This is a genomic window from Streptomyces sp. SS7, from assembly GCF_037993025.1.
In the GTDB taxonomy this organism is placed as follows: Bacteria; Actinomycetota; Actinomycetes; order Streptomycetales; family Streptomycetaceae; genus Streptomyces.
Map to the genome: position 1 here is coordinate 8,390,131 of NZ_CP141223.1, position 20,708 is coordinate 8,410,838.

Annotated in this window: 25 protein-coding genes and 1 riboswitch; of the genes, 13 read left to right on the plus strand and 12 right to left on the minus strand. The window is 73.4% G+C overall.

What is annotated here, in order from left to right:
* Nucleotides 1–2: 2 nt before the first annotated feature.
* On the minus strand, nucleotides 3–794 hold the full coding sequence (locus tag U5640_RS38545; protein ID WP_340383761.1) for an ABC transporter ATP-binding protein: 792 nt from the start codon (nucleotides 792–794) through the stop codon (nucleotides 3–5).
* A gap of 121 nt (nucleotides 795–915) precedes the next feature.
* On the opposite strand from U5640_RS38545, the gene U5640_RS38550 reads away from it, so the two are divergent.
* The gene (locus U5640_RS38550) at nucleotides 916–1,158 is read left to right on the plus strand and encodes a toxin-antitoxin system, antitoxin component (RefSeq protein WP_067256046.1); all 243 of its coding nucleotides are present in this window, start codon (nucleotides 916–918) and stop codon (nucleotides 1,156–1,158) included.
* A 4-nt stretch (nucleotides 1,159–1,162) separates the two neighbouring features.
* Complete coding sequence (locus tag U5640_RS38555; RefSeq protein WP_340383765.1) at nucleotides 1,163–1,537, plus strand: fic family toxin-antitoxin system, toxin component; 375 nt, start codon at nucleotides 1,163–1,165, stop codon at nucleotides 1,535–1,537.
* Between the two features lie 34 nt (nucleotides 1,538–1,571).
* On the opposite strand, the gene U5640_RS38560 is transcribed toward U5640_RS38555, so the two are convergent.
* Nucleotides 1,572–2,249: a class I SAM-dependent methyltransferase gene (locus U5640_RS38560; protein WP_340383767.1), complete on the minus strand. Its 678-nt coding sequence runs from the start codon at nucleotides 2,247–2,249 to the stop codon at nucleotides 1,572–1,574.
* 186 nt (nucleotides 2,250–2,435) lie between these two features.
* Nucleotides 2,436–3,122: an alpha/beta fold hydrolase gene (locus tag U5640_RS38565; RefSeq protein ID WP_340383769.1), complete on the minus strand. Its 687-nt coding sequence runs from the start codon at nucleotides 3,120–3,122 to the stop codon at nucleotides 2,436–2,438.
* A gap of 229 nt (nucleotides 3,123–3,351) precedes the next feature.
* Between U5640_RS38565 and U5640_RS38570 the strand changes: the two genes are divergently transcribed.
* Nucleotides 3,352–5,412, plus strand: coding sequence for a LuxR C-terminal-related transcriptional regulator (locus tag U5640_RS38570; protein ID WP_340383771.1), 2,061 nt, complete (start codon nucleotides 3,352–3,354; stop codon nucleotides 5,410–5,412).
* Nucleotides 5,413–5,455: 43 nt separating this feature from the next.
* Here the strand turns inward: U5640_RS38570 and bioD are convergent, their stop codons facing one another.
* From bioD to bioB, 3 genes are read right to left on the minus strand one after another with little or no spacing between them, the layout of a single operon-like run.
* The gene (bioD, locus tag U5640_RS38575) at nucleotides 5,456–6,181 is read right to left on the minus strand and encodes a dethiobiotin synthase (RefSeq protein ID WP_340383773.1); all 726 of its coding nucleotides are present in this window, start codon (nucleotides 6,179–6,181) and stop codon (nucleotides 5,456–5,458) included.
* Nucleotides 6,182–6,183: 2 nt separating this feature from the next.
* Nucleotides 6,184–7,473, minus strand: coding sequence for an adenosylmethionine--8-amino-7-oxononanoate transaminase (locus U5640_RS38580; RefSeq protein WP_340383775.1), 1,290 nt, complete (start codon nucleotides 7,471–7,473; stop codon nucleotides 6,184–6,186).
* Nucleotides 7,466–8,674 carry a biotin synthase BioB gene (gene bioB, locus U5640_RS38585; RefSeq protein WP_340383777.1) on the minus strand — a complete coding sequence of 403 codons (1,209 nt, stop codon included), beginning with the start codon at nucleotides 8,672–8,674 and terminating at the stop codon, nucleotides 7,466–7,468. Before bioB ends, U5640_RS38580 begins: the two co-directional genes overlap by 8 nt.
* Nucleotides 8,675–8,822: 148 nt before the next feature.
* On the opposite strand from bioB, the gene U5640_RS38590 reads away from it, so the two are divergent.
* Nucleotides 8,823–9,950, plus strand: coding sequence for an 8-amino-7-oxononanoate synthase (locus U5640_RS38590; protein ID WP_340383779.1), 1,128 nt, complete (start codon nucleotides 8,823–8,825; stop codon nucleotides 9,948–9,950).
* A 63-nt stretch (nucleotides 9,951–10,013) separates the two neighbouring features.
* On the opposite strand, the gene U5640_RS38595 is transcribed toward U5640_RS38590, so the two are convergent.
* Nucleotides 10,014–10,259: a DUF397 domain-containing protein gene (locus tag U5640_RS38595; RefSeq protein ID WP_340383780.1), complete on the minus strand. Its 246-nt coding sequence runs from the start codon at nucleotides 10,257–10,259 to the stop codon at nucleotides 10,014–10,016.
* A 9-nt stretch (nucleotides 10,260–10,268) separates the two neighbouring features.
* Complete coding sequence (locus U5640_RS38600) at nucleotides 10,269–11,129, minus strand: helix-turn-helix transcriptional regulator (protein ID WP_340383782.1); 861 nt, start codon at nucleotides 11,127–11,129, stop codon at nucleotides 10,269–10,271.
* A gap of 213 nt (nucleotides 11,130–11,342) precedes the next feature.
* Between U5640_RS38600 and U5640_RS38605 the strand changes: the two genes are divergently transcribed.
* Nucleotides 11,343–11,825, plus strand: a complete 483-nt coding sequence (locus U5640_RS38605) for an ATP-binding protein (RefSeq protein WP_340383784.1) — start codon at nucleotides 11,343–11,345, stop codon at nucleotides 11,823–11,825.
* Nucleotides 11,826–11,877: 52 nt separating this feature from the next.
* On the opposite strand, the gene U5640_RS38610 is transcribed toward U5640_RS38605, so the two are convergent.
* The 3 genes from U5640_RS38610 to U5640_RS38620 all read right to left on the minus strand — a co-directional run bounded on the left by U5640_RS38610 (nucleotide 11,878) and on the right by U5640_RS38620 (nucleotide 13,844).
* Nucleotides 11,878–12,351: a C40 family peptidase gene (locus U5640_RS38610; protein WP_133915238.1), complete on the minus strand. Its 474-nt coding sequence runs from the start codon at nucleotides 12,349–12,351 to the stop codon at nucleotides 11,878–11,880.
* A 3-nt stretch (nucleotides 12,352–12,354) separates the two neighbouring features.
* Nucleotides 12,355–12,557: riboswitch (cyclic di-AMP (ydaO/yuaA leader) on the minus strand.
* Nucleotides 12,558–12,905: 348 nt separating this feature from the next.
* On the minus strand, nucleotides 12,906–13,211 hold the full coding sequence (locus U5640_RS38615; RefSeq protein WP_340383790.1) for a hypothetical protein: 306 nt from the start codon (nucleotides 13,209–13,211) through the stop codon (nucleotides 12,906–12,908).
* A 6-nt stretch (nucleotides 13,212–13,217) separates the two neighbouring features.
* Nucleotides 13,218–13,844 carry an ATP-dependent Clp protease proteolytic subunit gene (locus U5640_RS38620; protein WP_340383792.1) on the minus strand — a complete coding sequence of 209 codons (627 nt, stop codon included), beginning with the start codon at nucleotides 13,842–13,844 and terminating at the stop codon, nucleotides 13,218–13,220.
* A 72-nt stretch (nucleotides 13,845–13,916) separates the two neighbouring features.
* Here U5640_RS38620 and U5640_RS38625 point away from each other — a divergent pair, with 72 nt between their 5' ends.
* A complete protein-coding gene (locus tag U5640_RS38625; RefSeq protein WP_340383794.1) occupies nucleotides 13,917–14,219 on the plus strand; it encodes a type II toxin-antitoxin system Phd/YefM family antitoxin in 303 nt (100 codons plus the stop codon).
* A 60-nt stretch (nucleotides 14,220–14,279) separates the two neighbouring features.
* Here the strand turns inward: U5640_RS38625 and U5640_RS38630 are convergent, their stop codons facing one another.
* On the minus strand, nucleotides 14,280–15,272 hold the full coding sequence (locus U5640_RS38630; protein ID WP_340383796.1) for an ABC transporter permease: 993 nt from the start codon (nucleotides 15,270–15,272) through the stop codon (nucleotides 14,280–14,282).
* A 109-nt stretch (nucleotides 15,273–15,381) separates the two neighbouring features.
* Between U5640_RS38630 and U5640_RS38635 the strand changes: the two genes are divergently transcribed.
* The 7 genes from U5640_RS38635 (at nucleotide 15,382) to U5640_RS38665 (ending at nucleotide 20,686) form a co-directional block, all read left to right on the plus strand.
* The gene (locus tag U5640_RS38635) at nucleotides 15,382–16,011 is read left to right on the plus strand and encodes a TetR/AcrR family transcriptional regulator (protein WP_340383798.1); all 630 of its coding nucleotides are present in this window, start codon (nucleotides 15,382–15,384) and stop codon (nucleotides 16,009–16,011) included.
* A 144-nt stretch (nucleotides 16,012–16,155) separates the two neighbouring features.
* Entirely contained in the window at nucleotides 16,156–16,458 is a 303-nt protein-coding gene (locus U5640_RS38640; protein ID WP_067256018.1) for an urease subunit gamma, read from the plus strand.
* A 14-nt stretch (nucleotides 16,459–16,472) separates the two neighbouring features.
* Nucleotides 16,473–16,784, plus strand: coding sequence for an urease subunit beta (locus U5640_RS38645; protein ID WP_340383801.1), 312 nt, complete (start codon nucleotides 16,473–16,475; stop codon nucleotides 16,782–16,784).
* Nucleotides 16,777–18,498, plus strand: coding sequence for an urease subunit alpha (locus U5640_RS38650; RefSeq protein WP_340383803.1), 1,722 nt, complete (start codon nucleotides 16,777–16,779; stop codon nucleotides 18,496–18,498). Before U5640_RS38645 ends, U5640_RS38650 begins: the two co-directional genes overlap by 8 nt.
* Nucleotides 18,499–18,511: 13 nt before the next feature.
* Nucleotides 18,512–19,186: an urease accessory UreF family protein gene (locus U5640_RS38655; protein WP_340383806.1), complete on the plus strand. Its 675-nt coding sequence runs from the start codon at nucleotides 18,512–18,514 to the stop codon at nucleotides 19,184–19,186.
* Nucleotides 19,187–19,248: 62 nt separating this feature from the next.
* The gene (gene ureG, locus U5640_RS38660; RefSeq protein WP_067256011.1) at nucleotides 19,249–19,926 is read left to right on the plus strand and encodes an urease accessory protein UreG; all 678 of its coding nucleotides are present in this window, start codon (nucleotides 19,249–19,251) and stop codon (nucleotides 19,924–19,926) included.
* A gap of 1 nt (nucleotide 19,927) precedes the next feature.
* Nucleotides 19,928–20,686: an urease accessory protein UreD gene (locus U5640_RS38665; RefSeq protein ID WP_340383809.1), complete on the plus strand. Its 759-nt coding sequence runs from the start codon at nucleotides 19,928–19,930 to the stop codon at nucleotides 20,684–20,686.
* Nucleotides 20,687–20,708 lie beyond the last annotated feature (22 nt).

Below are 20,708 nucleotides of genomic sequence, written 5' to 3' on the forward strand. Positions count from 1 at the left end.
GGTCAGCCCTCCTCGGACGCGCCGTCCGCGACGGACGCGCGGCCGACGTCGAACCGCTTCATCCGTTCGAGTACGGCATCGGCCGTAGGGTGTTCCATCCGATCCACTATCCGGCCGTCCGCCAGGAAGAGGACCAGGTCGGAGTGGGCGGCGGCGTTCGGGTCGTGGGTGACCATGACGACCGTCTGGCCGAGTTCGTCCACCGCCCGGCGCAGGAACGCGAGGACCTCCAGCCCGGCCCGCGAGTCCAGATTGCCGGTCGGCTCGTCCGCGAAGATCAGCTCGGGCCGGGAGACCAGGGCCCGGGCGCAGGCCACGCGCTGCTGCTGGCCGCCGGAGAGCTGGGACGGCCGGTGCTTCAGGCGCTCCCGCAGCCCGAGCGTGTCCACGACCTGGTCCAGCCACTTCTCGTCGGGTTTGCGGCCCGCGATGTCCATGGGCAGCGTGATGTTCTCGGCCGCGTTCAGGGTCGGGATCAGGTTGAACGACTGGAACATGAACCCGATCCGGTCCCGGCGGAGCCGGGTCAGCTCGCGCTCCTTCAGCCCGGTGATCTCCGTGTCGCCGAGCCAGACCTGACCGGCCGAGACGGTGTCGAGTCCGGCCAGACAGTGCATCAGCGTGGACTTCCCGGACCCCGAGGGCCCCATGACCGCGGTGAAGCGGCCCCGCGCGATGTTCACATCCACGGAGTCCAGGGCCAGCACCGTCGTCTCGCCGGAGCCGTACGCCTTGGTCAGACCGTGGGCCCGGGCCGCGATCCCGTCGGGGGTGGACAAGGCCGCTGTGGACAAGACTGCCTCCTCGCTCGCGTCGACGTGCCGAGACTAGTGTGACCCGGCGCACAGTCGGTATCTCTTTTCGCATCCGGCGCGCCCTTGCCGTTGCTAGCGCACCCGCGCTAGCGTCGAAGGTATGGCGAAGACCCAGCTGAACGTACGCGTCGACGAGGGGACGGCCCAGGCCGCCCGCGAGCGCGCCACGGCGCGCGGCATGAGCGTCAACCGCTACATCGAGGAGCTGGTCAGACAGGACGCCGGGGAGGTGGGCCACACCTTCGTGGAGGCCGCCGCCGACTTCATGAAGCAGTACGAGAACGTCTTCGCCGAGGAATTCGGCGCGGACCGCGAGGGCACCGTGCCGGAAGGCCGCCGCTGATCCCTTGAGCGACCTCCGTATCGATCTCGCCTGGCTCCTCATGCTCGCCGAGCAGCAGACCCCGGGCGACCCTCAGGTCACCGACTGGGGCGCCCTGATCGCCGCCGTGGCACGCCACCAGGCCGAGATATTCGACGTCCCCGTGTACACCGACCCGCCGGCCCGCGCGGCCGCGCTGCTCCAGCTCCTCATCCACGTCCCCGCCCTGGAGCGCTCCAACGCGCTGTTCGCCTGCGCGGTCGCCTACGCCTACCTCGTCGCCAGCGGTCTGAAGGTGGCCACCTCGCCCGAACAGGTGCGGGACCTGGCCCGGCTGGTCAAGACGGGGGAGGCGTCGGTCGCCGACATCGCGCGGGAACTGCGCGAGTGGAGCCTGTGAGCCGGGGGCGTCACGCACCGGCGCGGGCCCGGGCCTAGGCGGGCCTGCGCGCCGTGCCGAGCACGGCGTAGGAGAAGGGGAACCTCGGACCCTTCTCCGGCAGGAACAGCCGCCGGTAGGGGCCGAGTTCGAAGCCGGCCTCGCGCAGCGCGCCGATCGTGTCCCGGGTCAGATGACAGCCCCCCGCGAGCGAGGGCCAGACCGTGCGGTCCAGGGCACGCTGGGTGGCCCGCATCGCGCGGCCGCCGCCGGGGCCGTGTTCGAGGAACCGCAGTTCGCCGCCGGGCCGCAGCACACGCCGCAGCTCGGCCAGCGCGCGGGGCACGTCCCGCACGCTGCACAGCACCAACGAGACCACCGCCGCGTCGAACGCCTCGCTCTTGACCGGCAGCGCCTCCGCCACGCCGGGCACCACGTCCACCGGCACCCCGGCGCGCAGCGCCGCCTCCAGCGCCAGGGTCCGCATCCGGCGCTCCGGCTCGATCGCGACGACCTCCGAGACGGCGGCCGGACAGTGCGCGAAGTTCAGTCCGCTGCCCGCGCCGACCTCGATGACCCGGCCGGAGAGCCCGGCGAGCAGCCGGCCCCGCACATCGGCGAGGCCGGCCCTGGACTCCGCCGCCGAACCGAGCGCGGCGTAGCAGCGGGCGAACAGCGGATGGTGCACGGGGTCACCGGGCACCCGGCCGGAGCCGGTGGAGCGCAGGGGCATGACGACCTCCCGGGCAGGACGGGCCTACCCGGATTCTCCCCCGCACAGAGCCGCCGCACCCCCGCCGCACCCCCGCAGTCCGGCACGCGCGCACCGCCGCACGCGCGCACCGCCGCACGCGCGCACCGCCGCACGCGCGCACCGCCGCACGCGCGCACCGCCGCACGCGCGTGCTTCCCCGCGGCGTCACTGGATGAAGTCGCGCACCTTCTGGTAGACGCCGTAGTCGTTGTTCATGTCGTCGTGCGAGATGCACCCGACGCCGACGTTGGTGGCCCCGCTCAGCAGCGCCGAGGAGTCCGGGTCGATGGCCGCGTCGCAGTTGGACCAGTACGTCCCGTAGGTCACGCTGCCCGGTGTCTCGTCACCGGAGTTGAGCGCGGTGAGGAACGAGCTGCCGGTGACCATCTCGGCGCACGAGGTGTACAGCCAGCTGCACAACGAGGCCACCGACGTACCGTGGTTGACGCCCGCGACGGAGACGAAGTCGTCCACGAAGGACGTGCCGCCGAGGTTCTTGAGGTAGTAGCGGGCGCTGAGGGCGCCCATCGAGTGGACCACCAGGTTGACCTTGCTCGCGCCGGTTCTCGCCAGCACGTTCTTGATCTCGGTGGACAGTTGGGAGGCCGTGGTGACGTTCGACTGGGACCAGCTGTACGTCCACGCGTCCAGTTCGGCGGACGTGTAGCCGTCGGCCTTGAAGTCGGCGACCCAGTCGTTCCAGCTGCTCGACGAGCTGCTGATGCCGTGCACGAAGACGACGGGGTTGTGGGTCGCCGCCTGGGCGGAGGGGGCGGAGAGCGAGAGTGACAGAAGGAGCGAAGAGGCCACGGCCGCGAGGACCGTGGCGATGCGACGCCTGGAGCGCTGCATGATGCCTCCTGAAACGGGTGGGGTTGCCAGGAGTGTCCGGTCGGGTCTACGCGCGCCGCATCGGTGAAATCGCCGGTCTTTACTGTTCAAGTAACCCGCCAGTAACGTCAATTGCGTGGTGACTCCTGTAAACCCCCCACGTCTCGACGGCACTTCGCCACCGCCGCCCCCCGCCCCGGCGCCGCGGCCGCGCCCCGTCACATCCCTCCCCGACGGGGTCCGCACGCGCGTGCTGCGTCTGGCGTACGGCGATCAGCGCGCCGCCGCCGAACTCGCCGCGCGGCTCACCGACCGCCAGGCGGCCGGCCTCGACCCCCTGCCCACCGACCCCGCCCACCTCGCCCCCGGACTGCTGCACGGCTACCGCCGGGAGATCCGCGCCCTGCCCGAGGACACCCGGCTGCTGCTCCTCCTGGCCGCCGCCGACCAGTACCCGGTCGCCACCCACGCCTTCCTGCGCGCCGTGGCCGCCGCCCGCCTCGACACCCGCCCGCTGGAGGCCGCCGAGAGCGCCGGCATCGCCTACGCCACGGCGGGCGGGGTCGGCTTCCGCGACGCCTGGACGCGGATCGCCGCCTACGAGACGGCCACCCCCGCCGACCGTCGCGACGCCCACCGGCTGCTCGCCCGCGTCCTGCACGACGACACCGAACTGCCCCGCCGCTCCTGGCACCGGGGCGCCGCCGCGCTGGGCCCCAGCGGACGGCTCGCGGCGGAGCTGACGGCCGCCGCCGACCGGGCCCGGCGGGTCGCCGACCCCGCTCTCGCCGCCGCCCTCACCGAACGTGCCGCCGCGCTCGGCACCGACCCCCGCGAACAGTCCCGTCTCCTCGCCCGTGCGGCGGCCGACGCCTGGCACGCCGGGGACGCCGACCACGCCCGCACCCTCGCCGCCCGCACCCACGCCGACGCCCTCACCGGTGTCCTCGCGCTGCGCACCGGCCAGGCGGGGGAGGCCTTCGACGCGCTGATCGCCGGGGCCACCCTGGGCACCGCCCCCGTCCCGCTCCTCGCCCGCGCCACCGAAGCCGCCATCTACACCGGTGACCTGCGCCGATGCGCGGAAGCCGTGGCCACCGCGCGACGGCTCGGCGTCCGGCCGCCCGGCGTGCTCCCGGCCCTCGCCGCCGCGGCCGACGGACGGTACGAGGACGCCCGCGACCTGCTGGAGGCGACCGCCGGACGGTGCGGACCGGGCGGCGACCCCAGCCGGCTCCTGCACGCCGGCATCGCCGCCCTCCTGCTCGGCGACCACACCCGCGCCGCGACCGCCACCGTCCGCGCGGCCGCCGCCGCCCGCGCCCGGGGCCTGACCGCGCTCGTCTCCCAGGCGATGGAGTTCCGCGCCTACGCCGACTTCTGGACCGGCCGCCCGCGCGCCGCCGAGGCCGCCGCGCTGGACGCCCTGCGGCAGTCGTACGCCACCGGACAGGACAACGGGGCCTGTCATCTCCAGGCCGCCCTCGCGATGTTCGCCGCGCTCACCGGCGACGCCGACCTGTGCCGTGAGCGAGCCGCCGCGGCCCGCTCCTACGCCCTCGCCCACGGCCTGGGTCTGCCGGCCGCCCTCGCCCAGTGGGCGCTCGCCTTCCTCGACCTCGGCTGCGGACGCTACGGCGCCGCCGCCGCCCGGCTGCGGGCCCTCGCCGCGTTCGGCCCGGGCCACGGTCACCGGGCCGTCCGCCATCTGGCCACCCCGCACTACGTCGAGGCCGCCGCCCGCGCGGGCGACACCCGGATCGCCCGCGCCGCCCACGCCGACTACGACCGCTGGGCCCGCGCCGTCCGCAGCCCCGACGACCTCGCCCTCAGCGCCCGTTGCCGGGCCCTGCTCACCCCCGGCGCGGAAGCCCTCGACCACTACCGCGCGGCCCTCGAACTGCACGCCGAGGGCACCCGCGCCTTCGAACGCGCCCGCACGGAACTGCTCTTCGGCAGCGCCCTGCGCCGGCTGCGGCGCCGCGCCGAGGCCCGGGACCGGCTGCACAGCGCCCGCGAGGCCTTCGACTCCTTCGGCGCACCGCACTGCGCGGAGGCCGCGCGGGCGGAACTGCGCGCCCTCGGCGCGCCGGCCGGCCCGGCGCGGGGTGCCGAGCCGCCGACCGTCCGGCTGACCGCGCAGCAGCTCATGGTGGCGCGGATGGCTGCCGAGGGGGCCACCAACCGGGAGATCGCGGGGCGGCTCGCGCTCAGTCCCCGGACCATCGATCACCATCTGCGCGGGGTCTTCACCCGGCTCGGGATCCGCTCCCGTATCGAGCTGGTCCGGCTGCTGTCGGAGGTCGAATGAGCGTGCGGGTGGGCGGGGGCTGCTCGCGCAGTTCCCCGCGCCCCTACCGGGGCGCCGTCAGTGCCCCTTCTCGGAAAGCCGATGCCTCCCATGTCCCGTCCAGGCGCGCCGCCAGCCAGCCCGGGGCCGCCGTGCGGAACTCGGCCGGGGCGAGTGCGCCCACGCCCGTCGGCAGCGCGCCCAGCAGCGGTGCCCCGGCCACGTCCGGCAGGTCCGTGACGTTGCAGCGCATCGCCAGGTCCGGGGCGTCGGGCCAGCCGCCGATCACCACGCCCAGGAGTTCCACGCCCCGTGCGCGCAGCTCCCGGGCCGTCAGTTCCGTCGTGTTGAGGGTGCCCAGGCCCGCCGAGGCCACCACCAGGACCGGGGCCCGCAGCGCCTCGGCCACGTCGGCCAGGGTGCCGCCCGCCTCGTCGAAGCGGACGAGCAGCCCGCCCGCCCCCTCGACCAGCACGAGGTCGTGCTCCGCGGCCAGCTTCTGCGCCGCCTCCACCACGTCGTACGGCCGCACCGGGGGCAGTCCCGCCCGCCGGGCCGCCGTCGCGGGGGCGAGCGGCTCGGGATAGCGGGCGCACTCGGCCGTCGTGACCGGTCCCGCGAGGCGCGCGACCTCGTCGGCGTCGCCGCGCTCGCCCGGCCGTACACCCGTCTGCGCGGCCTTGAGGACGGCCACCGTGCGGCCCGCCGCGAGCGCGGAGGCGGCGACGGCGGCCGTCGTGACCGTCTTGCCGACCTCCGTGCCCGTCCCCGTGATCACCAGGATCGGCATGTTCATCCCTCCCGCGCAGCGGCGCACACCGCGCGCGTGATCCGTGCCAGGTCCGTGTCGCCGGTGACGTACGGCGGCATCGTGTAGACCAGGTCGCGGAACGGCCGCAGCCAGACGCCCTCCCGCACGGCCGCCGCGGTGGCGGCCCTCATGTCCACCGGGTGGTCCAGCTGGACGACCCCGACCGCGCCGAGGACCCGTACGTCCCGCACCCCGGGCAGCCCGGCGGCCTCCGCCAGCCCGTCCCTGAGGCCCGACTCGATCCGTTTGACCTCCGCGAGCCAGTCCTGCCCGAGGAGCAGCCCGATCGAGGCACAGGCGACGGACGCGGCGAGCGGATTGCCCATGAACGTCGGGCCGTGGGCCAGCACCGGCACCTCGCCCCGGGAGATCCCGTCGGCCACCCGGGACGTGCACAGCGTCGCCGCCAGGGTCAGATAACCGCCGGTCAGCGCCTTGCCCACGCACATCACGTCCGGGGTCACCGCCGCGTGGTCCGCCGCGAACAGCGCACCCGTACGCCCGAACCCGGTCGCGATCTCGTCGAACACCAGCAGCACGTCGTGCGCGTCGCACGCCTCGCGCAGCACCCGCAGGTACGCGGGGGAGTGGAAGCGCATCCCGCCCGCGCCCTGCACCACCGGCTCCACGATCACCGCGGCCAGTTCGTCCGCGTGCCGTGCGATCGCGGCGCGCAGCTGATCGGCGTACGTCTCCTCGTACTCGGCCGGTGGCGGGTCCACGAAGACCTGGCGGGGCAGTACCCCGGTCCACAGCTCGTGCATCCCGCCCTCCGGGTCGCACACCGACATCGGCTGCCAGGTGTCACCGTGGTAGCCGCCGCGCCAGGTCAGCAGGCGCTGCTTGGCGGGGCGGCCGAGCGAACGCCAGTACTGCAGGCACATCTTCACCGCGACCTCGACCGACACCGAACCGGAGTCGGCGAGGAAGACGTGTTCGAGGCCGTCGGGAGACATGTCGACAAGGAGCTTCGCCAGCCGGACGGCGGGCTCGTGGGTGAGCCCGCCGAACATGACGTGGCTCATCCGGCCGAGCTGCTCGCGCGCCGCAGCGTTGAGCACCGGGTGGTTGTAGCCGTGGATCGCCGACCACCAGGACGACATGCCGTCGACCAGCTCCCCCGAGCCGTCCTCGAGGCGCAGCCGCACCCCGCTCGCCGACTCCACGACGAGCGGGTCCACCCGGCCGGGCATCGGACCGTACGGGTGCCAGACGTGCCGCCGGTCCAGGTCCAGCAGGTCGGCGACGGGCAGAGGGGGCAGCTCAGGCATTGGGCGCGAGGTCGGTACCGGCGCCCCGGCGGCGCACGGCGACCAGGTCCGTACGGGGCTCGGCGGCCGGCGCGGCGGCAGCGGCCGTACCGCACACCGAGCCGCCCTCGTGCGAGCCGCACCCGGAACCGCAGCCCGCCTCCGCCGAGGAACCGCAGCCGGCCTCCGCGTGCGAGCCGCAGCCGCCGCCGGCCGCCGCCCGGTGCTCGGGCAGGGTGACCTCGCCCGCGCCCTCCACCTCGAAGCCGGCGTCCGCGATCATCTCCAGGTCGGCCTTGCCGGCCTGGCCCTCGGTGGTGAGGTAGTCGCCGAGGAAGATCGAGTTCGCCAGGTGCAGCGCGAGCGGCTGCTGGGTGCGCAGATGGACCTCGCGCCCGCCCGCGATCCGCACCTCGACGTCCGGGCAGACGAACCGGACCATCGCCAGGATCCGCAGACAGCGCTGCGGGGTGAGGTTCCACTCCTTGGCCAGCGGGGTGCCCTCGACCGGGATGAGGAAGTTGACCGGCACCGAGTCCGGGTCCAGCGCGCGCAGCGAGAAGACCACGTCGACCAGGTCCTCGTCGCTCTCGCCCATGCCGGCGATCAGCCCGGAGCAGGCGGACAGACCCGCCGCGTGCGCCTTGGAGACGGTGTCCACCCGGTCGGCGTACGTGTGGGTGGTGGTGATGTCCCCGTACGTCGCCTCGGAGGTGTTGAGGTTGTGGTTGTAGGCGTCCGCGCCCGCCTCGCGCAGCCGCTCGGCCTGGCCGTCGGAGAGCAGCCCGAGACAGGCGCACACCTCGACGCCCTCGTTCTGGTCCTTGATCGCCTTGATGGTCTCGGAGACCCGGTCCACGTCACGGTCGGTCGGACCGCGCCCGGACGCCACCAGGCAGACCCGCTTGGCCCCGCCCGCGAGCCCGGCCGCGGCGGCCTTGGAGGCCTCGTCGGGCTTGAGCCAGGTGTACTTGAGGATCCCCGTCCGGGAGCCGAGGCGCTGGGAGCAGTACGAGCAGTCCTCGGGGCACAGGCCCGACTTGAGGTTGACCAGGTAGTTGAGTTTCACCCGCCGGCCGAACCAGTGCCGGCGCACCTTCCCGGCCGCGGCCACCACGTCCAGCACGTCGTCGTCGGAAGTGGCGAGGACGGCCAGCGCTTCCTCGCGGGTCGGCAGCTCGCGCCGAAGCCCCTTGTCCACCAGCGTGTTCAGCAGGTCCATGAGAGCCGATCCTGTCCTACGGGACCGCCCCGGGCCAAGGTAGGGATCACACAACACACCCGGATCGACGTGTGGGTATTGCCACACCGTGGGTAGCGGCCCGTGACGCTAGGGTCTGTCCGCTACCTACAAAAGCCCCGGAGGAGCCATGGCGTTCGGCTGGATCGACGAACAGGCGCGGGCGCGCCGCCGGGCCGGACTGGTCCGGACGCTGCGGCCCCGTCCGGCCGACTCGCCGCTGCTCGACCTCGCGAGCAACGACTACCTGGGCCTGTCCCGGCACCCGGAGGTCACCGAGGGCGCCGCGGCGGCCGCGCGGACCTGGGGCGGCGGCTCGACCGGCTCCCGGCTGGTCACCGGCACCACCGAGCTGCACACCGAGCTGGAGCGGGAGCTGGCGGAGTTCTGCGGCTTCGAGGCGGCGCTCGTCTTCTCCTCCGGGTACGCCGCGAACCTCGCCGCGGTCACCGCGCTGGCCCCGCACGGCTCGCTGATCGTCTCCGACGCGGGCAACCACGCCTCGCTGATCGACGGCTGCCGGCTGGCCCGGGGCACCACCCAGGTGGTGGCGCACGCGGATCCCGACGCCGTCCACAAGGCGCTCGGCACCCACGACGGCCCGGCGGTGGCCGTCTCGGACACGGTCTTCTCGGTCGACGGGGACGCGGCCCCGCTGGCCGCACTCGCGGCCGTCTGCCGGAAGCACGGCGCCGGGCTGGTGGTGGACGACGCGCACGGCCTCGGCGTCCTCGGGAACGGCGGGCGGGGCGCCCCGGACGCGGTCGGGCTGGCCGGCGCCGAGGACGTGGTCGTCACGGTCACGCTGTCGAAGTCCCTCGGCAGCCAGGGCGGGGCGGTGCTGGGGCCCGCGCGGGTGATCGACCACCTGGTCAACTCGGCCCGCACCTTCATCTTCGACACGGGCCTCGCCCCCGCGGCGGCGGGCGCCGCCCTCGCGGCGCTCCGGCTGCTGCGCCGGGAGCCCGAGCGGGCGGCACGCGCGCGTGCGGTGGCTGCGGAACTGCACGGGCGGCTGACGGCCGCGGGCCTGGAAGCGGTGCGTCCGGACGCCGCGGTCGTCTCCGTGCGTGCGCCCTCCCCGGAGGAGGCCCTGCAGTGGGCGGCGGACTGCCGGTCGGCGGGCCTCGCCGTGGGCTGCTTCCGTCCTCCCTCCGTGCCCGACGGCGTCTCACGTCTGAGGCTGACCGCCCGCGCCGACCTCTCCGGGGCCGAGCTGGATCGCGCTGTACGGGTCATCGGGGAGACACGACCATGAGTCGGCGTGACACGGCCGTGGGGCGCCCCTGCTGACGGATGACGGTGATCAGTGGATCGGTGATCAGTGGAACGCGGCGGTGAAACCCGACCAGCTCTCGGGGGAGAAGAGCAGGGCGGGACCCGCCGGATCCTTGGAGTCGCGTACGGCGAGCAGCCCGGCGAAGGGCCCGAGGGCCGGCCGGGCCGTCTCCACGCAGTTGTTCGCCCCCGTGCTGTAGCTGCTGCGCAGCCACCGCACCTGGGGGAGAGCGTGGGGGTCGGTGCTGCTGGGTACCGTCCGAGGTACGTTCCGAGGCAGAGCAGTCATGGTGCCTCCCTACGCGCCGTCAGCTGTCGCGGCGATGTATTCCAGTGATTCCCCGGGCGAAAGGGCATGTGCCCGAAGGGCGTTGAAGGCCTCGGTGTAGGCCTCGAGGTCTTCTTTCCGTTCGAGGTAGAGGCTACTCGTCAAGTGGTCGAGAACAACCACATCCAGATCAGGGGCGCTCGAAAAGGAGAAGATAACGAAAGGCCCGGTGACCCCGATATGGGCACCGGCCGCAAACGGCAGAACCTGCAAACGCACGTGGGGGAGTCGCGCCGCCTCCATCAGCCGGACGAGCTGGCGCTCCATCACCTCGGGGCCGCCCACCTCCCGCCGCAGCACCGCCTCGTCCAGCACCGCGCTCAGCCGCAGCGGGGGTTGTCTGCGCAGCACGTCCTGGCGGGCGAGCCGCACCTCCACCAGCGTGTCCAGCTGGTCCTCGTCGGCGCCCTCCACCGCCGCCCGGGTCACCGCACGGGCGTACTCGGCCGTCTGGAGCAGCCCGGGAACCACCGTCGTCTCCAGCGTGCGCATCGCGCCGGCCTGCGACTCCAGGCTGATGAAGTCCCGGTAGGCGGCCGGCAGCACCCCGCGGTAGGCGTGCCACCAGTGGTCACGGCCGCCGCTCTCCTCCGACCCGGCCAACGCCGTCATCAGCTCCCGCAGCCGCGGATCGGTCACGCCGTAGACGTCGAGGAGTAACCGCACATCGGCCGGTTTCGTACCGCTGGTGCCGGTCTCGATACGGCTCACCTTGGACTGGTGCCAGCCGACGAGCCGGGCCGCCTCGCCGCTCGTGAGCCCGGCCCGGGCGCGCAGACTGCGCAGTTCGGCGCCCAGCTTCCGGCGGCGCACCGCGGGACCGTGTTGCACGGGCTCCTCCTTACTCCTCAGGGGCCGCCCCAAAACGCTCTGCCGTGGCAGGGTTCACCGCATCGGGCGACAGATATATGCATATCTTGGTGGATCGCCACCCGTGACGGGCGTGCTGATGGCAGTCTGGCGAAGTAGCACCAGTCCGGGACCGTACTCGAACCATCCGCAGCGTGTCGGACTCCGGTCCCGTGGGAAAGGGACGAGGTCGCCATGGCAGACCATCTGGAAGCATCCGTCACTCTGCCGAGCGAAGCCGCCTCGGTCTCCACGGCCCGCGGCTTCGTGGCCGGCACGCTCGACGCATGGGGGCTGCCGGCGGACACGGAGGCGGCCGACGCCATCCGGCTGATCGTCTCCGAACTCGCCACCAACGCGGTGCAGCACACCTTCGGCCAGTCCCCCACCTTCACGGTGGACCTGGTGCTCGACCGCGACGAGCGCCTGTGCATCGGCGTCACCGACAGCCATCCGCGCTTCCCCAGACGACTGCCGGCCGCCGTCCAGCAGGACAACGGCCGAGGCATGGTGATCATTCGCTGGCTGACCGCCGAACGGGGCGGCAGGCTCAGGGTGCGCCCCACCCGGGAGGGCGGCAAGACGGTCACGGTCGAGCTGCCGTGGACCGTCCCGACGGCGGAGCCGGTGGCGGGCGCCGCGGCGGCGGTGCTGCCGGGCGAGCTCCCGGGGCGGTGAAGGCGCGTCAGGGGCACCGACGCCACCCCGGGGAGCGGTGCTCGGACAGGCCCTAGCGGACCCGGCCGTACCAGACGCTCTTGGTCCAGATCTTCTCCAGCTTGACCCAGCTGCCGGTCTTCGGCGAGTGCCAGATCTTGCCGTGCCCGGCGTAGATCCCGACGTGGTACACGTTCGACCCCGAGTGGAAGAACACCAGGTCCCCGGCCTTGCGGCTGGAGGCCGAGATGTGGCGCGTCTTGTTGTACTGCTGCGCAGCCGTGCGCGGCAGGGTCTTGCCCGCCTTCTTGAACGAGTACATCGTGAGACCTGAGCAGTCGAACCTCTTGGGTCCGGCCGCCCCGTACTTGTACGGTGCACCCTTCTTGGACGCTGCGACCTGGAGCGCCTTCGCCGCCGGCGTGGCGGCGGCCGCGTCGGCGGCCACCCCGGGAATCACGATCGAGCCGCCCACGGCGGCGATGGCGAACGCCGAGGCCGTACCGGCCCGGGCCATGAGCGACGGGACACGATTGAGCGCAGTCATGCGCAACCCTTCGTCAACCGCCTGTGAAGGATGACCTGTCGGATTCGGGCTGACAAAGGTGCCCGGCCGCTCACGCGGCTTCACCCCAAGGGCTGCTCGGCGCGGTCATGGCGTGACCGTTCCGGCTACCCGTCGTGCTTGGGTCCTCCACTCCTGCCGATGCACTCCTGTCGACGGGTCAATCCGGGCAGCGGCAGGACTCGGCGTCCGCCCGGACCGCCCCGCCGCTTGTGGCGGGGACTTGTCGTCAGACACGGATCTTGACTCACCGTTGACCGAAATACCCAATGGAAGCGGCTATTTGTGGGGTTACTCACCATTCACCTGTTCGGGTGAACACCTGATGGGTTATCAGGTGTCAAGACCGCAAAAGCCCTCCCGACCTGCGCCGCTACCCCTTGTGGTGCCTCGGGAAACGGCGCCTTCGGTGCAGTGCGCTCGTCCGCAAGAGGAGTCGCCGCTACGCCGAACGGGGGTAACCCGACTGGTCCGTTTCACGTCCGGCCCGGACGTCGCGGTCATCACGGCGACGCTCGGAGCCGGACGGGTGTGCGTCAACTGTCGGAGAGCGGGGGAACCGTGACGCGCGCGGTACGGCGCTCCCCGTCCAGGACGCGCAGCGCCCGCGCGAGCGTCGGCGCGTGCAGCTCGCTCTCGCCCCGCTGGTGCATCAGCGTCAGCGCGTCGCGCAGCTCCGCCGCCCGAGTCACCAGCGCCTGGGCGGCACGCAGGCCCCGGTAGGTGTCCCCGTCGTGCGCGGGATTGATCCGTCCGAGCAGATCCACCACGTCCAGATAACGGTCGATCAGCTCGCCCTCGGCGCGGGTGAGCGCCGGCAGGGGCGGCAGGTCGGGAACCATCCCGGCTCACCTCGCCCCGGAGACGTCGCGCCGGCTGGGGACGACGCCGTCCACCAGTCCGTACTCCTCGGCCTGAGGTGCGGTCAGGATCAGGTCCCGCTCGATGTCCTCGGTCACCTGTTCGGGGCGGCGTCCGGTGTGCCGTACCAGCATCTCCTCCAGCAGGTCCCGGGTGCGCGCGAGCTCCCGGGCCTGGATCGCCAGGTCGTCGGCCCGGCCTTCTACGGGCTCGGGCAGCGCGGGCTGCCGGATCACCACCCGGGCGCCCGGCAGCGCGAACCGCTTGCCCGGTGCGCCCGCCGCCAGCAGCACCGCCGCCGAGGAGCCGGCCTGGCCCAGGCAGGTCGTCGCCACGTCGCAGGTGATGTACCGGACGGTGTCATAGATCGCGGTCATCGCGCTGAACGAGCCGCCGGGGGAGTTGATGTACAGCGCGATGTCCCGGTCCGGGTCCTTGTGCTCCAGGTACATGAGCTGGGCCATCACGTCGTTCGCCGCGATGTCGTCGATCGGGGTGCCGAGGAGGACGATCCGCTCCTCCAGCAGCTTCGCGTACGGATCCATCGTGCGGTGCCCCTGGCTGGTGCGTTCGGTGAACTCGGGCAGGACGTAACGGGCGGACGGTCGGGTCATCGGGAGCCCCTCCTCGGCGTCTGGCGCATCTGTAAGAAATGTACAGGACGTACGTGACGTTAGAATGGGGTCATGGCCTACGAGATTCCGGTGACACAAGCCAGGGCTGAACTCGCCGATCTGATCAACCGGGTGGTGTACGGCGGCGAGCGCGTCGTCGTGACACGGCACGGCAAGCCCCTGGTCGCCCTCGTCTCCGCCGCCGACCTGGAGCGACTCGACGACCTGGACCGGCCCGTGGAGGAGCAGGTGATCAGCTCGGTCGCCGCCGTGCACGAGGTCGGTTCCGCTCCCCGCGAACGGCACCGCTTCGGGATCGCGGCGGAGCACCGGGGCGGGGCCGCCGCCGAACACCGGGGCCCGAACCCGTCGTAGGCACACCGAAGGCCGCGCACCACTTGGGTGCGCGGCCTTCGGCGGGGCGGAGGGGGCCGGTCAGGCGGCGGCGAGGGCGGGCTTCCGCTGCTCGGCGGCCGGTCCGGCCGGGCTCCGGTGCGCCTTCAGCTGGGCACCCAGCAGGACCGCGCCGAGACCGAGGGCGGCCCACCATGCCAGGGTGAGGGCGGGGCCGGTCGCCGCCGCGCCGTCGAAGAACGACACCGAGCGCAGCAGTGTGGTGCCCGCGCCCGGCGGCAGCCACTGGCCGATCGTCCCGGCCGGCTCGGGCAGCATCCGCGGGGCCGAGGCCGCCCCGGAGAACGGGTTGCCGAGGAACATCACCAGGAACGCCACGGCACCGATGCCCGCCGGACCGATCAGGGCCGCGCAGCCGGCCACCGCGGCGGCCACGGCGAGCGTCGACAGCCCGAACACCGAGGCCTCCGCCCACCAGTCGCCGCCGAGCACGCCCAGCCAGCTGTCCGCCAGGGCCGCGGCGACCAGCCCGACCAGGGCGGCCGAACCCACCAGTGCGAGCACCGCGCGGACCCCGCGCAGCCCCAGGAGCGTCACCGTCGCGCCCGCGGCGATCCCGGCCAGCGCCAGCGGCAGCACACTCGCGCCCAGAGCGGCGCCGCGCGGGTCCGTCGACGGGGCGGGGACGACGTCAACCGTCCGCACCGGGGTGCCCTCGGCGGCGGCCTGCCCGGCCACCGCCTGCGTGAGCAGCTGGGCCACCATCGGGCCGGCGGCGGAGGCGGTCAGCAGTTCCGGACCTCGGGCGGTGACGACCACCGCGCCGTATACGGTCCGGTCCTCGACGGCGTCGCGGGCGGCGGCCTCGTCCCGGTAGCGGTGGATCTCGAAGGCGCCCTCGTGCCGGGCGAGTTCCTTCTCCATCCCGGCGGTCGCGGCGGGCGGGCCCGCCACGCCGAGGGGCAGGTCGCGGGGTGCCGTGCGGGCGGCGGGCCAGGCGAAGGCCCACAGGGCGACGGCGGCGAGGGTCGGAACGAGCAGGACGACGGCGATCAGGCGCCGGGAGGCGGACATGGCTTCCCCTCAGGGCTAAAAAGAAGGATCGTTCGTTTTTCTTACGGGCCCACCGTGCGCCCTCGCCTCGCCGCTTGTCAAGAAGGAATGTTCGTTTTACTTTTGCGGCATGGCACGCGTATCCCAGGCCCACCTCGACGCCCGCCGCCGGCAGATCCTCGACGGCGCCGCCGTCTGCTTCGCCCGCAACGGCTTCCACGCCACCTCCATGCAGGACGTGCTGAAGGAGGTCGACCTGTCGGCGGGGGCGGTCTACCGCTACTTCAGCGGCAAGGAGGAGCTGATCGCCGCGATCGTCTCCGAGGTGCTCGGCCAGGTCCGCGCCTCCTTCGAGGAGGCGTCGTCCCGGACCGACCCGCCGCCGCCCGACGTCCTGGTCTGCGAGGTACTCGGCCGCACCCTGGCCGCCAAGGCGTCCCTGACCGTCGACGGGAAGCCGGCCTTCCCCCGGCTCGTGGTCCAGGTCTGGACGGAGACCCTGCGCAACGACGAGCTCTCCGCCGTCCTGAGCGAGGGCTACCGGACGGTCCACGCGGCCTGGGTGCAGATCGTCGAGGCGTACCAGGCCGCCGGGACGATGCGCGCGGACGTGGATCCCGACCACGTGGCCCGCACCATGATCGCGTCCGTACTGGGCTTCATCGCCCACCAGTCGCTGTTCGGACCGGCACCCGTGGAGGTGCTCGGCGACGGGCTGCGCGCCCTCATGAGCGTGCCGGAGCCGACACCGGGCCCCTGAACGCGGGCCCCGAACGCGTCACAGCTCGGTTAACGTGCTCGAAATGCGCCCCAACTAGCCTGCCCCTCCACGCCACCAGGACTTTTCCTCGTGGCTGCGGCAACCGGGCCCCGCACGGTCCGGAGCGAGGATGTGAGGTGGGACGTGCAACTGACCCCGCACGAGCAGGAGAGGCTGCTGATCCATGTCGCGGCCGACGTCGCCGAGAAACGCCGGGCCCGCGGACTCCGGCTCAACCACCCCGAGGCCGTCGCCCTCATCACCGCGCACATCCTCGAAGGCGCGCGGGACGGACGTACCGTCGCCGAGCTGATGGCCTCCGGACGCAAGCTGCTCACCCGGGACGACGTCATGGAGGGCATCCCCGAGATGATCCACGACGTCCAGGTGGAGGCCACCTTCCCCGACGGCACCAAGCTCGTCACCGTCCACGACCCGATCGTCTGACGGGGGAGGCCGCCGTGATTCCCGGAGAGATCCTCTTCGCCGAGGACCCGATCGTCTGCAACGAGGGCCGTGAGGTCACCCGGCTCACCGTGCTCAACGCCGCCGACCGGCCCGTCCAGGTCGGCTCCCACTACCACTTCGCCGAGGCCAACCCCGGGCTCGCATTCGACCGCGCCGCCGCCCGCGGACTGCGGCTGAACGTCGCCGCCGGCACCGCCGTGCGCTTCGAACCCGGCATCCCCGTCGAGGTGGAACTCGTCCCGCTCGCCGGTGCCCGGGTGGTGCCCGGACTGCGCGGGGAGACCGGAGGTGCCCTCGATGCCTGAGATCTCGCGTGCCGCATACGCCGACCTGTTCGGCCCGACCACCGGTGACCGCATCCGCCTCGCCGACACCGATCTGCTGATCGAGATCGAGGAGGACCGCTCCGGCGGCCCCGGGCTCGCCGGTGACGAGGCGGTCTTCGGCGGCGGCAAGGTCATCCGGGAGTCCATGGGACAGTCGCGCGCTACGCGCGCAGACGGCACCCCCGACACCGTCATCACCGGCGCCGTCGTCATCGACCACTGGGGGATCGTCAAGGCCGACGTCGGCATCCGCGACGGACGGATCACCGCCCTCGGCAAGGCGGGCAACCCCGACACGATGGACGGCGTCCACCCCGACCTGGTGCTCGGCCCCGAGACCGAGGTCATCGCGGGCAACGGACGCATCCTCACGGCCGGCGCGGTCGACGCGCACGTCCACTTCATCTGCCCGCAGATCGCCGACGAGGCGCTGTCGGCCGGCGTGACCACCCTGGTGGGCGGCGGCACCGGACCCGCCGAGGGCTCCAAGGCCACCACCGTGACCCCGGGGCCCTGGCACCTCGCCCGCATGCTGGAGGCGATGGAGCACTACCCGCTCAACATCGGCTTCCTCGGCAAGGGCAACACCGTCTCCCAGGAGGCGATGCTCTCCCAGATCCGGGGCGGCGCGCTGGGCCTGAAGCTGCACGAGGACTGGGGCTCGACCCCGGCCGTCATCGACGCCTCGCTGAGCGTCGCGGAGCGCACCGGCATCCAGGTCGCCATCCACACGGACACCCTGAACGAGGCCGGATTCGTGGGCGACACGCTCGCCGCGATCGCCGGACGGGGCATCCACGCCTACCACACCGAGGGCGCGGGCGGCGGACACGCCCCCGACATCATGACGGTGGTCTCCGAGCCGCACGTCCTGCCCAGCTCCACCAACCCGACCCGCCCGTACACGGTGAACACCGCCGAGGAACACCTCGACATGCTCATGGTGTGCCACCACCTCAACCCGGCGGTCCCCGAGGACCTCGCCTTCGCCGAGTCCCGGATCCGGCCGTCCACCATCGGCGCCGAGGACATACTCCACGACCTCGGTGCCATCTCGATCATCTCCTCCGACTCCCAGGCCATGGGCCGGGTCGGCGAGGTGATCCTGCGGACCTGGCAGACGGCCCATGTCATGAAGCGCCGCCGGGGCGCCCTGCCCGGCGACGGGCGCGCCGACAACCACCGCGTACGGCGCTATGTCGCCAAGTACACGATCAACCCGGCACTCGCGCAGGGGCTGGCCCGGGAGATCGGGTCCGTCGAGGCGGGCAAGCTGGCCGACCTCGTGCTGTGGGAGCCGGCGTTCTTCGGTGTCAAACCGCACCTCGTCCTCAAGGGGGGTCAGATCGCCTACGCCCAGATGGGTGACGCGAACGCGTCCATCCCGACCCCGCAGCCGATCCTGCCGCGCCCGATGTACGGGGCGATCGGCCGTGCTCCCGCCTCGAACTCCTTCAACTTCGTGGCACCGCTCGCGATCGAGGACGGACTGCCGGAGCGGCTCCAGCTCGGCAAGAGGTTCGTCGCCATCGAGTCGACCCGGGCGGTCACCAAGGCGGACATGCGGGAGAACGACGCCCGGCCGCGCGTCCAGGTCGACCCCGACAGCTTCGCCGTGCACATCGACGGCGAACTGGTCGAGGCGACCCCGGCGGCCGAGCTGCCCATGGCCCAGCGCTACTTCCTCTTCTGATGGGCGGCCTCTGATGGGCAGGGCAGCGCTGCTCGTGCTGGCCGACGGCCGCTTCCCCGCCGGAGGGCACGCGCACTCCGGCGGGGCGGAGGAGGCGGTCAAGGCGGGCCGGATCACCGGCGCGGCGGGCCTGGAGGCCTTCTGCCGCGGCCGGCTGCACACGACGGGACTCGTCGCCGCCGCCCTCGCGGCCGCCGCGGCGGCCGGGGCGGACCCCGTCGCGCTGGACGCGGCGGCGGACGCCCGCACCCCGTCCCCGGCGCTGCGGCTCGCCGCGCGCAGGCTGGGCCGCCAGCTCGTGCGGGCCGCCCGGGCCGCCTGGCCCGGCCCCGAACTGGACGCCCTGGCACATGAGTTCCCCAAGGGAGCGCACCAGCCGGTGGTGCTGGGACTGACGGCGCGCGCGGCCGGACTGGGCCCCGAGGACGCGGCGTACTGCGCGGCGTACGAGAGCGTGAGCGGTCCGGCGACGGCCGTCGTACGGCTCCTCGGCCTGGACCCGTTCGAGGCGACGGCGGTCCTGGCCCGGCTGGCACCGGAGCTGGACCGGGTCGTCGACCGGGCGACGGCGGCGGGAGCCGCCGCGACGACCGCCGGCCCCGACATCCTGCCGGCGGCGTCCGCGCCCCTGCTGGAGATCGGCGCGCAGGCACACGCGGCCTGGCCGGTGCGCCTGTTCGCCTCCTAGACCCGCCGCCCCGTCCGGGGCCGCCGCCCCCCGGACCCCCCCGCACAGACAAGGAGCCGCCCATGCATCTCGACCACTCCCACCCCGGTCCCGCCGCCGTGAGCGCCGACGCCCGTCGGCCCGACGGGGCCCGGCGCGCCCTCAGGATCGGGCTCGGCGGGCCCGTCGGATCGGGTAAGACCGCCACGGTCGCCGCGCTGTGCCGGGCGTTGCGCGACGAGCTGTCCCTCGCCGTCGTCACCAACGACATCTACACCCGCGAGGACGCGGAGTTCCTGCTGCGGGAGGCCGTGCTGCCACCCGAGCGGATCGCGGCCGTGGAGACGGGCGCCTGCCCGCACACCGCGATCCGGGACGACATCTCCGCCAACCTCGAGGCGGTGGAGGACCTGGAGGACGCCGTCGGCCCGCTGGACCTCGTGCTCGTGGAGTCCGGAGGGGACAACCTCACCGCCACCTTCTCCAAGGGGCTCGTCGACGCGCAGATCTTCGTCATCGACGTCGCGGGCGGCGACGACATCCCGAGGAAGGGCGGCCCCGGCGTCACCACCGCCGACCTGCTGGTCGTCAACAAGACCGACCTCGCCCCGTACGTCGGCTCCGACCTCGCCCGGATGGCCGCCGACGCCAAGGCGCAGCGCGCCGAACTGCCCGTGGTGTTCCAGTCGCTGCGCGCCGGGAGCGGGGTGGCGGACGTCGCCGCCTGGGTGCGGGCACAGCTCGGCGCCTGGACGGCGTGAGATGGGCGGAGTACGTGCCCTCGCCCGGATCTCGGCGACGGCCGACGGACGCGGCGGCACCGCCCTGCCCGTCCTGGAGAGCGACGGTCCGCTCGCCCTGCGCCGCACCCGGGGCGCCGCCGACGAGGCCCGGGTCCTGCTCGTGGGCGCGATGAGCGGCCCCCTCGGCGGGGACCGCTTCGCGGTCGAGGCCGAGGTCGGGAGCGGGGCCCGGCTGGGCGTGGGCTCGGCCGCGGCCACCATCGCCCTGCCCGGACAGGTCAAGGACGCCGCCCACTACGACGTGCGGCTCGACGTCGCCGACGGGGGCGAACTGCACTGGCTGCCCGAGCCGTTGATCTCCGCGCGCGGCAGCGACCTGTACGTCACCACCCGCGCCGACCTCGCGCCCGGCGCCCGACTGGTCCTGCGCGAGGAGCAGGTCCTCGGCCGGGCGGGGGAGGAGCCCGGGCGGCTCACCAGCCGGCTCGTCGTCCGGGTCGGCGGCCGGGCCGTCCTCGACCAGGAACTCGCCTGCGGACCCGGCGCCCCCGGCGGCTGGGACGGCCCCGCCGTCCTCGCCGGACATCGCGCTGTGGGTCAACTGGTGGTCGTGAGACCGGAGTTCGCCACGTATCCTGTCGGCCCGCAGCACCTCGGCGAGCACGCCGCCCTGATGCCGCTCGCCGGACCCGCCGCGCTGGTGAGCGCCGTCGCGCCGGACGGCCTGCGGCTGCGGCGGGCGCTGGACGAGGCCCTGGCCCTGCTCCGTCCCCGCTGAGCGGGGCTTTCCTCTCCGGTTA

Coding starts and splice junctions, on each gene's coding strand:
- U5640_RS38620 (WP_340383792.1), bottom strand. CDS start 13,844: ATGACCCGACCGTCCGCCCGTTACGTCCTGCCCGAGTTCACCGAACGC.
- U5640_RS38635 (WP_340383798.1), top strand. CDS start 15,382: ATGGCACGCGTATCCCAGGCCCACCTCGACGCCCGCCGCCGGCAGATC.
- bioB (WP_340383777.1), bottom strand. CDS start 8,674: ATGGACCTGCTGAACACGCTGGTGGACAAGGGGCTTCGGCGCGAGCTG.
- U5640_RS38650 (WP_340383803.1), top strand. CDS start 16,777: ATGCCTGAGATCTCGCGTGCCGCATACGCCGACCTGTTCGGCCCGACC.
- U5640_RS38560 (WP_340383767.1), bottom strand. CDS start 2,249: ATGCCCCTGCGCTCCACCGGCTCCGGCCGGGTGCCCGGTGACCCCGTG.
- U5640_RS38580 (WP_340383775.1), bottom strand. CDS start 7,473: ATGCCTGAGCTGCCCCCTCTGCCCGTCGCCGACCTGCTGGACCTGGAC.
- U5640_RS38595 (WP_340383780.1), bottom strand. CDS start 10,259: ATGACTGCTCTGCCTCGGAACGTACCTCGGACGGTACCCAGCAGCACC.
- U5640_RS38615 (WP_340383790.1), bottom strand. CDS start 13,211: ATGGTTCCCGACCTGCCGCCCCTGCCGGCGCTCACCCGCGCCGAGGGC.
- U5640_RS38665 (WP_340383809.1), top strand. CDS start 19,928: ATGGGCGGAGTACGTGCCCTCGCCCGGATCTCGGCGACGGCCGACGGA.
- U5640_RS38590 (WP_340383779.1), top strand. CDS start 8,823: ATGGCGTTCGGCTGGATCGACGAACAGGCGCGGGCGCGCCGCCGGGCC.
- U5640_RS38550 (WP_067256046.1), top strand. CDS start 916: ATGGCGAAGACCCAGCTGAACGTACGCGTCGACGAGGGGACGGCCCAG.
- U5640_RS38610 (WP_133915238.1), bottom strand. CDS start 12,351: ATGACTGCGCTCAATCGTGTCCCGTCGCTCATGGCCCGGGCCGGTACG.
- U5640_RS38605 (WP_340383784.1), top strand. CDS start 11,343: ATGGCAGACCATCTGGAAGCATCCGTCACTCTGCCGAGCGAAGCCGCC.
- U5640_RS38565 (WP_340383769.1), bottom strand. CDS start 3,122: ATGCAGCGCTCCAGGCGTCGCATCGCCACGGTCCTCGCGGCCGTGGCC.
- U5640_RS38655 (WP_340383806.1), top strand. CDS start 18,512: ATGGGCAGGGCAGCGCTGCTCGTGCTGGCCGACGGCCGCTTCCCCGCC.
- U5640_RS38625 (WP_340383794.1), top strand. CDS start 13,917: ATGGCCTACGAGATTCCGGTGACACAAGCCAGGGCTGAACTCGCCGAT.
- bioD (WP_340383773.1), bottom strand. CDS start 6,181: ATGCCGATCCTGGTGATCACGGGGACGGGCACGGAGGTCGGCAAGACG.
- ureG (WP_067256011.1), top strand. CDS start 19,249: ATGCATCTCGACCACTCCCACCCCGGTCCCGCCGCCGTGAGCGCCGAC.
- U5640_RS38630 (WP_340383796.1), bottom strand. CDS start 15,272: ATGTCCGCCTCCCGGCGCCTGATCGCCGTCGTCCTGCTCGTTCCGACC.